The organism is Paenibacillus sp. PastF-3 (assembly GCF_029893135.1).
GTDB classification, from domain to species: Bacteria; Bacillota; Bacilli; order Paenibacillales; family Paenibacillaceae; genus Paenibacillus_AQ; species Paenibacillus_AQ nitricinens.
In genome coordinates this window covers 106,466-118,456 of sequence record NZ_JARXWM010000012.1, presented here as the reverse complement: position 1 = coordinate 118,456, position 11,991 = coordinate 106,466, and the positions used below count along the sequence as shown (strand labels likewise).

Here is an 11,991-nt window from a genome sequence, read left to right as displayed (position 1 = left end):
CAATACGGTTAACGGGATATATTCAACGACAAATGTGATGATTCCTGCAACAACGCTACTATAGGCTTGTAATGTCATCATATCTAATACAATTGTTTCTATGAACGTCACACTGCTCCATACTTGGTATGACTTTTTTGGCAAAAAGCCATACTACTTCTCACAGACTATGACCGAAGGAGAATACTCATGAGCGAACACCAATGGCTAATTCCAGCAACCAAGGGATTGGGCTTCAAGTTGGACAAAGGGCAGATCGTCCGGGTAACCGATGTAGAAGGAGAGCAGGTAGCAGATTTTGCTGCTTATAACGCCGTTCGCCCTAATGAACGGATTGACCCCGGTGTAACGATAGATGCTCTAGGCAAGATGAATGTGCTCCCGGGGGACATCCTCTATTCCAACCAATACAGGCCACTGCTTACGATTATTAAGGATACTGTGGGCCGTCATGATTTCATTAACTCTGCCTGTCGTCCCGAGATGTATGAGGTGCTGTATAACAAAAAGGATCACGCCAGCTGCTACAATAACCTGAATGAGGCGCTATCGGAGTTTGGCCTGCCCGCTCCCGATCAGCATTATCCGTTTAATCTTTTTATGAATACTGTCATTGATCCTTCTGGAAAAGTCAGCGTGGAGCGACCGCTTTCTAAAGCCGGGGATTATATGGAGTTGCGGGCTGAGATGGATCTGATCATTGCCATATCAGCTTGTCCCTGCTCCGAAAGTGTCTGCAATGGGTACAAGTGTACACCGATTGCCGTAGAGATTCTTTAGAGTATGTTGCAAAAAGAATAGCGCCCACCAGGCTCGTCTTCTAACCGGCCCACTTCTTGAATAGAATGACTTGTACAAGTTAACATCTCATTCAAGGAGCGATGACCATGAATAGCTTTATCACCTATATAGTACTCGGCATCTCATTATCTGCACCTATTGGTCCCATCAATGCAGCCCAGCTTGACCGGGGAGCGCGGATGGGATTTTTCCAATCCTGGATGATTGGACTGGGGGCCATGTGTGCGGATTTAGTGTATATGCTACTCATTTACTTTGGATTAGCTCACTTTCTGAATACCCCGTTTATGAAAACCTTCCTATGGACATTCGGCAGCTTCGTTCTCCTGTATACCGGAATTGACACTTTGAAAAATATCAATGCCGTGCCTGGATCCGCCTCGCGTGGTGCACAGACCGGCACTAGCGCCTTCCGTTCTGGATTTCTAATGGCACTGATGAACCCACTCAGCATTCTGTTCTGGTTAGGCATTTACGGCTCCATTCTGGCCAAAAGCATAGAAAATCAACATTTCGATCAGGTGCTGTGGAACAGCATGGGTATTTTTGTCGGCATCCTACTCTGGGATGTGGTGATGGCGATGCTGTCTAGCTTCTTTCATCGGTTCACCGGCCCTTCTATGCTCCGGTTCATTTCCCTTGCCGCGGGGATTTGCCTTCTTGGTTTTGGCATCTACTTCGGCTCTCAGGCATTTATACAGTTGTTTGGCTAATAGGTTCAACCAGCAAGAGATTCCCTAGGCCTTCACCTATCTCCCTCCCTTCGCATAGGATGTTTTGAACTTAACGAGGAGGGTGTTTTTGGATGGCCCATTTGAACACAAAGGTCTGGCTGGATGAACATCTGGCTGAGCTGCCGTACTGGCAGCAGGATGCTTTTCGTCAATTTACATCTATGATTGCAGATCCTGAAGGCAAATATCCCTGTATCCCGGGACGGCAGGGGTTTCTATCCAATAATTTACGCTTTGGTTTCGTTGCTGATCCACGAAACGAAGACTCGACTACGGAAGTCGCTCATTTACTTCGCCAATATGGCCAATGCTCGCGGGATACCGGTAAATATGCCTCCCTTGTCCTGTTTTTTGAAACTCCGGCAGATCTGGCAGAAGGCTACTCCATCGAGGAATATGAGAATTTGTTCTGGTCCATTCTGGGCCGCGTCAGTGCGGTGGATACGGTGCCCTGGCCGGATGAAATTTCTACCGATCCCGCACATCCTTCGTGGGAGTTCTGCTATGATGGGCATCCGTATTTTGCGTTCTGCGCAACCCCGGCACATGAGCTGCGAAGAAGCCGCCATACCCCTTATTTTGTGATTGCCTTTCAGCCGCGTTGGGTATTCGAGAATATTAACGATTCTACCGCATTTGGTCGAAATATGAAAAAGCAGATCCGCAAGAAGCTCGCAGACTATGATAGTATACCTGCGCATCCTTCCCTTCAATGGTATGGGCAGGAGAGCAATTTGGAATGGAAGCAATATTTTCTGCGGGATGACGAAAGTGCGCCGTCTAAATGTCCATATACTTATATGAAGAACAAGTTCAAAGCTATAGGAATTAAATTTCACTCTTAAGCGCTTATGAGGTTTGTTCGCGTTTTTTCAAGAGGTGCTCCCTAAACCAGGTAATCAAAGCAACGACACAGATGATCAGAAGGCTGGACCAGAAGCCGGGACGGCCCCCTTTTTCAAAAAGTGTACCTGCCACGGCAGCAATGATCAGCGCCATAGCAACCATGGATCTAATCCAACCGCCCATCTTTAGTTTCAATAGCTTAAGGAAAGAGGCAAGGATAAATAGCCATGTGTACAAAATAACTAGACCGGCAGCTGTAGTGACATGCTCAAAAATTTGCTTTGGCAGAAACAAGCTCAGTACAATTGTCACGCAAAGGCCCAGCATATTGATACCAAGCGCGTAGAGCGGCATCTTTCTTTTTCCTTTTGTCACCGCCAACCAAGAAGGGGCATCTTTATCCTCGGCCAAGGTCACCAGCATAGTCGAGACCGCATACAATGAAGCCACTAGGATAGAGAACCCGGCCACGATCATTACCCCGTTCAGCACGTATACAAGAATAGGTAGTTCCATCGCTTCAAGAGCAGCAATAATTGAGCTTTGATCAGGTCTCACTTTCTCAGGGCTCACGAATAATAGGGCGAGTCCTATCGACAGTACATACAACAGGGTCACGCCCAGCAGCATAAACCTGCCTGCTTTCGGAGCTTCTTTTGGGTCGCGTAAGTCCATCGCCATAAAGCCCATAACCTCAATACCCCCAAAAGCATAGAACGCATAAAGTAACCCTTTTCAAGCGCCCATCCATCCTTTGTTCAACCATGCTGCCGAACTGTGAACCGTATCCCAATTCCCCCTCCCTCTCAAAAGGGCAACCACGGCGACCACGATGAACATCAGTACCGCGGCGATTTTGATCATGGCGAATACATTTTCCGCTTTGTTAATCCCCTGGCTACCTAGAATAATTACCAGCAGACCCAGCACGGCATAAATTGCGGTAAAAACCCAAAGCGGCCAACTCGCAAACCATACCCGCGAGAACAGTCCCAAAGCAGTCAAAGTACTGCCAAGTATTAAAATTTCTGAACACCAATAGATCCAGCCCATGCCAAATCCGGCCCAACGTCCAAAAGCCGCCTTAGCATAACTACGGAAAGAACCCTTTTGAGGATCCTGCATAGTCATTTGGGCCAGCGCCTCATAGACGAACAGAGTTGCCACAGCCGCTAACACAAAAATAACCAACACCAATAATCCGCTTTTACGGATAGCGATGCTGGAACCAAGAAAAAATCCCGTGCCAATTGTGCAGCCTACACCAAACAGAGTAAGCTGCCACCAAGGTAGCTTGCCAGTTGGAGTACCCATATGTATATCCCCCCGTCTGGTGTTACTATGCGTTTTCGGGAGCTATTTTATTCTGGTATAGGCTTAGGCAGACAAAAGAAGACCCGACTTCCTGTTCAACAACAAACGAGTCGGGTCTTCTACGGTTAGAATTGGTCAGTGCCTAGTTATTTACGGGCATCTGAGGAGATCCGGCAGCAGGAACATAGGCATCCAGCATCTGCTGTATTACTGAATCCTGAAGCTGCGGAACCTGATAATAGGCGTGTTTGTTCTGATAAAGAAACAACTCATAACCCATTTCAATAAACTGCTGCACCTGTGAAGCCAATACCCGGCGTAGCGCTGGGTTCGTCACTTCAGGTGATGACATAGCCAGCAAAGAGGCATGGGATTTGATTAGACCAAGCATATACCCGCTGACCCCTGCATCTTTCACATCTGTCAGTGACGTGTTAGGCTTCTTCGGCTGGGCAGGTTGGAGGCCATAAACTGGCTGTGTCATATTCGGGATGAGATAGGTAGCCGTTTCCTGGCTCGGCTTTTGCCCTGTCTTAAAGCATTGGCAGGTCAAGTTGTACTGATCCAGCATGAAACTGTACTGCCGATCCAAGATGGACAGAAGCTCTTGATCCTGAACAAAAGTTCTGAATATCATGAACTGGTCCAGTACATTGATCTGGCAGGACAATACCTCATGCACATCGAACATTTCATGTGCGCCGTGGTCTAGCTGCTGTCCCCTCATTGTCATGCTTCCTGGCTGTAGTTGCTGCTGCAAATTGTATTCTCCTTTGTTCTTAGATGAGTACCCTCAATAATATGAGGGATCAGGTAGCCAATTATGCATGCAACTTCTTATTATCAATCCGAAGCTTCCTTCTATGTGTCGTGAATAATCCGAAGTAACCTATCGTTACGAGGATACAGATTATAACATCAACAACAATCAAGTTCTGATAATCCCCAAAATAATCAAAGGATAGGCCTCCAATTAATGCACCTACTATACCGCCGCACTGGTGCATGAGAAGTAGAACACCAGTTTGTTTTCCTTTACCCTTTGCAATCTCATTAATAACAAGCATTCCACCTGGTAATGCGCTTAAGTAGGTAATTCCGAACGCTATAGCAAAAAGAATTGGTGAACTTCCTAAATGCATAAAAAGGAAAGCAAAACCTACAATACGTATGCCATACAATAGAGACATCATCATTAATTTATTGTATCGGTCCAGAAAATAGCCGCAAATGAGCGCCCCCGTAATTTCCATAATTCCAAGTATGCTCATAGATAGAGCGATCATGCTTGGTGATACATCTGCCAACTGATGTATGGCTACCAAATTCATCTCGACGGATCCCATATTGATACCGCAGGTGAACAGCGCAATGGCGACCACGACAAAGATAGGAAAAGAGATAAATCTCTTAGACGGTGCAATTACGCTAGATAATGTGTCTTGACCATCGACTTCTATTGAACGATCCGAAGGATACCTCTCCTTATTTTTCTGTTGTGAACTCTTAATTCCTAACCAAATTACGGGAAGTGTCACACAAACACCTAAGATAAAAGAAGCCATAAAGGCGTTCTTCCAAGTCAGCCAGTCTATGGTTACGAAAATAGGAGTAACAATCGCTAATCCTACAGAAGAAGCACTCGCCAGCAAAGCCATTGCTTTAGCCCGATGATGCCTAAACCATTCAAACATCAATATATAATTCGTCGTCGCCCCAATACCTGCCAAACCAGAGATAACACCGTATCCAATAAAAAAGACAATAGGATGGTGACCTAACACGACAATACCAGTACCCAAAGTACTCAAAATTGCACTTAACATTAGTATCTTCTTTGTACCATACCGATCCACGAGCCAGCCCCCCAAAGGTGCACATACGGCTACGATGAATAAATTGGTGGACCATGCCATTGAGATAAATCCCCTGCTAATCTGTAAATCCGTCGATATCTGCACCTGAAAGAAAGACAAGCTGAAGCGGGTCAATGCACCAATAAATCCAATAACCCAGAGAGATCCTAATCCAATCCATGCATACCTGGATTCCTTAAACCATGTCGTTTCCATTATGGTTTCCACCCTTGTCTAATATAAAAGATACCGATCGGTATCTTTTATATTAGCATAAATGCTTTTTTTTGCAACAGAATAATTTCATTTGATATACTACGTGTACATATACAATTAAGGACGGAGGATGATAATGGAAAAGGGGGAGAAGACTCGCAATTACATCATAGCTAAAGCCGCTGAACTGTTTAACCAGAAGGGATATTCGGGCTCCTCGTTATCTGATATAACAGATTTGACAGGCATTAAGAAAGGTGGCATTTATCGCCATTTTTCCAGTAAAGATGAGATTGCATATGAAGCCTTTAGCTATGCGGGTAGTATTGTGGGGGCCCAACTAGCTAATGCCATTAGTCAGCAAGAAACGGCCTCTGGCAAGCTGTTAGCATATTTACATGTGTACGAGAAAGTAGTTGAAGCGCCACCTTTTATTGGGGGGTGCCCGCTCCTCAACACGGCTATTGAAAGCGACGACAGTCATCCAGGCTTACGTGAAAAAGCCCAGCAAGCCCTAATAGGCACACTAGAATCCAAAAAGAAAATCATTTCTGAGGGTGTACAAAGTGGTGAATTCAAAGCAGACCTCGATATTGAGGCACTAGCTACCTTCTCCCTTTCCATCATGGAGGGCGGTATCATGATGAGCAAGCTCGAAGGTAATAATCGGCACATACGGATGAATATCAAGAGCTTTGCTGCTTATTTAAAAAATGAGTGCCTACGCAAGCCCGGTTAGTTCATTCAAAACTTTGTTAACATACAAAAATTTTAAAATAAAAAGGAGCCTCGTCATTACTCACGAGGCTCCTTTAGCTTAATCTTAGTTCCATAACTTTATTTATGTTCCAACCACTGGCATTCTGTGATTTCTATTTCTGTAAATGTTGCTTTAAATGATGAATCTTCTGGGCTACAAGCATATAAACCAAAATTGATATGCTCGCTCCCTTCAAACAAATGAAAAATACGCATCTGCTTAAATGTAATCCCATCAAGAGAATTTTCAACACAGAAGTCACTCTCACGCCGACTTAATCTGTAATACATTGTTTTTATTGTTGCATCGATATCTGTTGTAGCCCAATCCGAATATCCGTGATTCGTAACCACACTACCCAATCTTTGATATTCTTCATTCTCATATTCAATCGATGCCTTGAACCAATTGTCACTGTCCTGATAGACAATTACTCCACACTGATCAAATCTATGAGCACTATCAAAATCAGTCTTCACTATAAAAGAAAAATATTTCTCATCAGTCTTCATCAGTAGTGCAGGTGCATTATCATTCCTAAACCCATAATAGGTGCGTTGCCAAAAATCAGTATTAGGCTCAGTCACAATTTCAATCTTGTTATCTGTAATAGAAGAAGTGCTTGTTGGATGTTGCCAAAAGAGATTTTCTTTTATAAAGTTCATTTCACTGCTCCTTATCTAGGTCCCTCTTTACCCTTGAATGTCCCTCCTGGCATCTTGCTCGGCGAGAATCTCTTTATCCTCCGCGTTATCTCTCGTCACTTTCTGAACGCCAACGGCGCTATATGAAATCAACAGAATAACAGCTATATAATACCCCTTTACATTCAATTGAAATGGAGCATTGTACAGACCAATAAAGAACATTACATACCCAATAACCAAGCCTGCAAAAGCCATAATTGTGAAAGCCCCTGTATTTCTCATCCTGTGTTTCGGATTTTCTAGCTTAATTTCCTTATCCTCTGAATTGTCTCTAACAACCTTTTGCACAACGATACAGCTAATCGTAATTAACACCATGCAAAGCAAATAATACCCTTTAACGTTCAATTCCCAATCGTCGTTGTACACCCCCAAACAGAATAGAAAAAGACCTGCAGCCAATGCAAAATACGATACCCCTGTGAAAGCAGCTGTGTTGCGTTTACGATACCTCTGATTCATCCGACGATTCCTCTCCCAATACAGAATTGAATGGTGTTATAACCTTCTTCACTATACCGTGGAACATCGGTAAAATTCTACCATTAATTAGGTTGTTTTGGGAAAACGCAAAGAAAACGGTCTCAGTCCCAGGTAATTCAGGACTAAAGCCGCCTCCTACATTTTCTGCAACTTTATGATTTAGAAAAAATGCTACTCCCTCTCCTGATCCACCAATTGCTGCTGTGCGAGCCGAATCATCTCGCGGACCATCGATCCACCAATTTTTCCGCCAATCTGACCCACTGATTCTGTACTCAAATGTCCATTCTCACCGTGTTCCAATGGAATACCAAGTTCTTTTGCGACTTCATATTTCACATCATCAGGCCGCTCCGGATCTACATCATAACCCTCGCGCCGCATCACCTCGGCTTTAAATGTTTGCATTCCGCGATTAACTCCCGGCACTGCATATTTCCTGTTTCTTCTGGACATCCCTTATCCCCTCCTAAACATGTTTTAAGTAACATGCCCGGAAATCGGAACCTCCACCCCTGTTGATTTGCTCCGATTATTTCCAAGAGGGTGCTAAACTTCCGTTAATTTGATAATTTGATGTAAATTTAAAGATAAATCCTGTGTCCGATAGCGACCTTATATTCGGACGATCCCCACAACAGGGAGGCCCAACAGTCATTTCATGACTGTTGGGCCTCCCTTATCCTGTATATTACTTGTTCGCTAAGAAAGCATCGATTTGCGCTTGCAGCTCAGCCTGGATTTTATCAATGCCAGCTGATTTCAGCTGTTTGTTCAAATCTGCAAGGCCTTTGTCGATATCTTTAATTACGCCGTACTCGAGCGGAATGGCATAGCGGAGCATTACATTGCCCACATTGGCAATTTCCGTCTTCACTTTGCTATTGTCGAATACAAAGGTTTCAAGGGCATAGTGGTAGACGTTAGCTTCCCATCCCTTAGCCAGATCGTTAGCTTCTTGAGGGAATGCTTCATTATCAAGGTTGAGTGGTGAGTTGAAGTTCCAATTAGAGAATCCAGTAAAGTTTGGATTTTTGTCGAGTGCTTTATATTTGGTGTCGCCAACCGGTTCATAGTGCACGCCACTAATTCCGTACATTATCAGGTCGTGCAGTTCTTTATCATTCTGCATCAGATCAATCAGCATCAAGGAACGTTCTACATTTTTGGAAGTCGCATGAATCGACGTACCGTTTTGTGTAGAAATCGCCACTGATTTTTTCTTCCCTTGGTTGATATCAGCCAACGCCACTTCATAAGGAGAATTTTCTTGGCGCATCAAGGCCATGAGTGCTCCAAGTGTTCCGTTATTATGCGTAATCGAGGCCGTTTTGCCTGCTTTAAAATCCGCCTGATGATCATTTTTGCTATTCAGAACGTTTTTCGACCAGGCATTGTTATCAGCGAGATCTTTGTAATACACGAGTAGATCCTTGAACTCTTGCGTTTCATAGACGTTAAAGACTTTGCCTGTTTCATCGGTCAATTTGAAGGCAAACGGAAGATCCAGGTCAAACATATTCCATTCGTTTTGCTGCTTCAGTAATACACGGTCCAAGTTATGATACTTCCAGTCTCCTGTTTCCGGAGTGAAAGGTGTAATTCCTTTTTCCTTCTCAGCTATCGTCTTCAAATAGGTAGCATATGCTTCCGGGCTGTTGATTTCAGGAAGATTGTATTTCTTGCGCAAATCTTCACGATATAGAATCAGCTTTTCAACAGACTCTCCTCTGTTTTGCGGAACCATATACAGCTTACCGTTTACTTTTGCCTGATCCCAGCTCACATCTGACATAGCTTCCTTAGTTTGCGGCATATATTTGGTAAGCAGCTCGTCGGTTAATTCTAGAAATCCGCCTTTCAGCGCCTGGTCATTATAACCAGCCCAGTTTGCCGAATAGATGAGGTCAAAATCTTCATTTGCCGCCAGCTTCAGTGGATATTTTTGAGCCCAGTCAGACCAGTCCAAGAACTCTCCCTCAAGGGTCGCATTAATTTTTTCTTTCAGTTTCTTGTTAATTTCAGCAAAAACACTATCATAGTCTATCGGTTTAGGCCCAACGAAGATCATTTTCAGCTTTACTTCTTTAGAGGTGTCTATGGTATCTGAAGTTTCGGCTGCATTCGTTGCACTCGCTGTTTCGGTAGGCTCACTTGTTACCTCAGCGGCATTATTGGTAGCCTTAGCCGGTGTATTGGCGTTGTTGTTGCCACCACCACATGCGCTCAAGATCATTACGAAGGTTAAAACGAGTGCGAGCATAATGAATCTATTTTTTCTCAGCATTTCAAGCCTTCCCCCTTGTATTCATTATATTGATAAACCGGATTTCCCCGGGTTCATCCTTTCACAGCGCCAATCGTCAAGCCTTGAACGAAATATCTCTGAACGAATGGATAAGCGAGCAGAATAGGACCTGTAGCTACAACCGTCATTGCCATCTTCAAGCTCTCGCTTGGAATCGATGTGGTTACGACTGCTCCTGCACCCATCATGGCTTTTCGCATGCCGTCCATATTACCAAGCATTTTGTACAAATAATATTGAAGCGGCATCAGCTTCTCATCGGAAATAAATAGAAGGGCATTGTACCAGTCGTTCCAATAGGCAAGAGCCAGAAACAAACCAATTGTAGCTAGAGCCGGCTTAGAGAGAGGCAGGATTAAACGGGCGTAAATCTTAAAATCGCCTGCACCGTCAATTTTAGCCGATTCTACTATTGCTTCCGGAATGCTGCCCATAAACGACTTCATAACAATGATGTAAAAGACGTTGAGCATCATCGGAATCACTAAAGCCATCAGTGTATCTTTGATATGGAGGTAATTGACCATAAGCAGATACCATGGAACCAGACCACCATTAAATAAAGTTGTAAAGAAAAAGAAGAACGAAAATTTATTGCGCCATTTAAAATCTTTTCTGGATAGCGCATAAGCCGTCATCGAAGTCAGAAACAAGCCAAGCAATGTGCCTATTATAGTAACGCCTATGGTCACCATATAGGCTTGAATCATCTGGTCGGGATACTTAAACAAAATGCTGTAGGCTTCTGTTGAGAAGGCCGTAGGTATAAATTGATAGCCCTCTGTTAATATTTTCGACTCTTCCGTCAGTGATGAAGAGACGACAAGTACAAACGGGAATATACATAAAATTGCGAGAACGATTAGGGATACATAACCAATACCCGAGAATATTTTACGATCGAGCTGCTTCATATCGTTACCTCCATTATGAAAACTGTACCTCTGATGCGGTTAGAATAAAGCGCGGTCTTTATCGTATTTACGAACAGCATAGTTCACAGTCATGATCGTTGCGAAGCCAAGAACGGACTGGAAAACGCCAGCTGCAGCCGACATGCCGATATCATTCGAAGTAATCAGCGATCGGAAGACGAAAGTATCGATAACGTCCGTCGAAGAGAACAACAAACCATTATTGCCGATCATATTATAGAACATCCCGAAATCACCGCGGAAAATATTCCCGACCGCCAGCAGCACCAAAATAATAATCGTCGGGTAAAGATTTGGAATCGTCACTTTCCGGATTCGCTGAAAAATATTAGCGCCATCAATTTCAGCTGCCTCATACTGTTCAGTATCTATGCCCGTAATCGCAGCTAAGTACATTACCGTTCCGTATCCAAGGCCTTTCCAGGCGGACACGAGAACTAGGATATATGGCCAGTAAGCCGGCGTATTGTAAATATCAATAGGTTCTAGCCCGAGTCCTCTAAGGAGTGCGTTCACAGTACCAATATCATAATTGAGCAGATTATAGGCGATCGCGCCGACAACGACCCATGAAATAAAGTAGGGAAGGAACAACGCCGATTGCGTAATTTTGCGGAACCATTTGCCACCAACCTCAAACAACATAATGGCTGCAAAAATCTGCAAAGAGTTATTTACTACGATAAATGCAATATTGTACAAGGCTGTATTCCGTGTTACCCGCCAGGCATCTCCTGATTCAAAGAAAAAACGGAAGTTATCTAGCCCGTTCCAGGCACTTCCGAAAATACCGCCCGCGTAATCATAATGCTTGAAGGCAATAATAATGCCCGCCATTGGGACATAGGCAAACAAAAGAAAAAAAGCAACCGCCGGAGCCAGCATCAGCAACAGAACCCTATAGTTTTTTAAATCGCTCCAAAATGTATGCCCTTTCATCTTTGCACCCCTTTCTTCTCTATATCTCTCATTATAAAAGGACGGCGGCGGTGAGATAATTCAGCGAAACAACTAAACATAATACTAATTCA

The 11,991-nt window shown here is 43.9% G+C and carries 12 protein-coding genes and 2 pseudogenes; 4 read left to right on the top strand and 10 right to left on the bottom strand.

Features of this window, described 5'->3' with window-relative positions; genetic code table 11:
- Nucleotides 1-189 precede the first annotated feature (189 nt).
- The 3 genes from M2444_RS22175 (at nt 190) to M2444_RS22165 (ending at nt 2,380) form a co-directional block, all read left to right on the top strand.
- Complete coding sequence (locus M2444_RS22175; RefSeq protein WP_094868464.1) at nt 190-780, top strand: DUF1989 domain-containing protein; 591 nt, start codon at nt 190-192, stop codon at nt 778-780.
- 107 nt (nt 781-887) lie between these two features.
- A complete protein-coding gene (locus M2444_RS22170) occupies nt 888-1,514 on the top strand; it encodes a LysE family transporter (RefSeq protein WP_094868465.1) in 627 nt (208 codons plus the stop codon).
- A 92-nt stretch (nt 1,515-1,606) separates the two neighbouring features.
- Nucleotides 1,607-2,380 carry a YqcI/YcgG family protein gene (locus M2444_RS22165; RefSeq protein WP_094875310.1) on the top strand — a complete coding sequence of 258 codons (774 nt, stop codon included), beginning with the start codon at nt 1,607-1,609 and terminating at the stop codon, nt 2,378-2,380.
- Nucleotides 2,381-2,384: 4 nt separating this feature from the next.
- Here the strand turns inward: M2444_RS22165 and M2444_RS22160 are convergent.
- The 3 genes and pseudogenes from M2444_RS22160 to M2444_RS22150 all read right to left on the bottom strand — a co-directional run bounded on the left by M2444_RS22160 (nt 2,385) and on the right by M2444_RS22150 (nt 5,767).
- Nucleotides 2,385-3,695: pseudogene (locus tag M2444_RS22160) on the bottom strand (amino acid permease).
- 142 nt (nt 3,696-3,837) lie between these two features.
- Nucleotides 3,838-4,455 carry a spore coat protein gene (locus M2444_RS22155; protein WP_481857516.1) on the bottom strand — a complete coding sequence of 206 codons (618 nt, stop codon included), beginning with the start codon at nt 4,453-4,455 and terminating at the stop codon, nt 3,838-3,840.
- Nucleotides 4,456-4,516: 61 nt separating this feature from the next.
- Nucleotides 4,517-5,767, bottom strand: a complete 1,251-nt coding sequence (locus M2444_RS22150) for an MFS transporter (protein WP_280788048.1) — start codon at nt 5,765-5,767, stop codon at nt 4,517-4,519.
- A 136-nt stretch (nt 5,768-5,903) separates the two neighbouring features.
- Here M2444_RS22150 and M2444_RS22145 point away from each other — a divergent pair, with 136 nt between their 5' ends.
- Complete coding sequence (locus tag M2444_RS22145; RefSeq protein ID WP_280788047.1) at nt 5,904-6,506, top strand: TetR/AcrR family transcriptional regulator; 603 nt, start codon at nt 5,904-5,906, stop codon at nt 6,504-6,506.
- 98 nt (nt 6,507-6,604) lie between these two features.
- On the opposite strand, the gene M2444_RS22140 is transcribed toward M2444_RS22145, so the two are convergent.
- From M2444_RS22140 to M2444_RS22115, 7 genes and pseudogenes are all read right to left on the bottom strand, one after another.
- Complete coding sequence (locus M2444_RS22140) at nt 6,605-7,192, bottom strand: DUF1349 domain-containing protein (RefSeq protein ID WP_094868470.1); 588 nt, start codon at nt 7,190-7,192, stop codon at nt 6,605-6,607.
- Nucleotides 7,193-7,219: 27 nt separating this feature from the next.
- Nucleotides 7,220-7,456 carry a YiaA/YiaB family inner membrane protein gene (locus M2444_RS33490; protein WP_306035596.1) on the bottom strand — a complete coding sequence of 79 codons (237 nt, stop codon included), beginning with the start codon at nt 7,454-7,456 and terminating at the stop codon, nt 7,220-7,222.
- Between the two features lie 57 nt (nt 7,457-7,513).
- Nucleotides 7,514-7,696: pseudogene (locus M2444_RS33485) on the bottom strand (YiaA/YiaB family inner membrane protein); the annotation flags it as partial.
- A gap of 192 nt (nt 7,697-7,888) precedes the next feature.
- A complete protein-coding gene (locus tag M2444_RS22130; RefSeq protein ID WP_076285007.1) occupies nt 7,889-8,173 on the bottom strand; it encodes an alpha/beta-type small acid-soluble spore protein in 285 nt (94 codons plus the stop codon).
- A gap of 235 nt (nt 8,174-8,408) precedes the next feature.
- Nucleotides 8,409-10,004: an ABC transporter substrate-binding protein gene (locus tag M2444_RS22125; protein WP_076298071.1), complete on the bottom strand. Its 1,596-nt coding sequence runs from the start codon at nt 10,002-10,004 to the stop codon at nt 8,409-8,411.
- A gap of 53 nt (nt 10,005-10,057) precedes the next feature.
- Nucleotides 10,058-10,939 (bottom strand): carbohydrate ABC transporter permease, encoded by an 882-nt coding sequence (locus tag M2444_RS22120; RefSeq protein WP_094875299.1) that lies wholly within the window; start codon nt 10,937-10,939, stop codon nt 10,058-10,060.
- 39 nt (nt 10,940-10,978) lie between these two features.
- Nucleotides 10,979-11,899 (bottom strand): ABC transporter permease, encoded by a 921-nt coding sequence (locus tag M2444_RS22115; protein WP_042192982.1) that lies wholly within the window; start codon nt 11,897-11,899, stop codon nt 10,979-10,981.
- Nucleotides 11,900-11,991 lie beyond the last annotated feature (92 nt).

Coding starts and splice junctions, on each gene's coding strand:
- M2444_RS22175 (WP_094868464.1), top strand. CDS start 190: ATGAGCGAACACCAATGGCTAATTCCAGCAACCAAGGGATTGGGCTTC.
- M2444_RS22170 (WP_094868465.1), top strand. CDS start 888: ATGAATAGCTTTATCACCTATATAGTACTCGGCATCTCATTATCTGCA.
- M2444_RS22165 (WP_094875310.1), top strand. CDS start 1,607: ATGGCCCATTTGAACACAAAGGTCTGGCTGGATGAACATCTGGCTGAG.
- M2444_RS22150 (WP_280788048.1), bottom strand. CDS start 5,767: ATGGAAACGACATGGTTTAAGGAATCCAGGTATGCATGGATTGGATTA.
- M2444_RS22145 (WP_280788047.1), top strand. CDS start 5,904: ATGGAAAAGGGGGAGAAGACTCGCAATTACATCATAGCTAAAGCCGCT.
- M2444_RS22140 (WP_094868470.1), bottom strand. CDS start 7,192: ATGAACTTTATAAAAGAAAATCTCTTTTGGCAACATCCAACAAGCACT.
- M2444_RS33490 (WP_306035596.1), bottom strand. CDS start 7,456: ATGAGAAATACAGGGGCTTTCACAATTATGGCTTTTGCAGGCTTGGTT.
- M2444_RS22130 (WP_076285007.1), bottom strand. CDS start 8,173: ATGTCCAGAAGAAACAGGAAATATGCAGTGCCGGGAGTTAATCGCGGA.
- M2444_RS22125 (WP_076298071.1), bottom strand. CDS start 10,004: ATGCTGAGAAAAAATAGATTCATTATGCTCGCACTCGTTTTAACCTTC.
- M2444_RS22120 (WP_094875299.1), bottom strand. CDS start 10,939: ATGAAGCAGCTCGATCGTAAAATATTCTCGGGTATTGGTTATGTATCC.
- M2444_RS22115 (WP_042192982.1), bottom strand. CDS start 11,899: ATGAAAGGGCATACATTTTGGAGCGATTTAAAAAACTATAGGGTTCTG.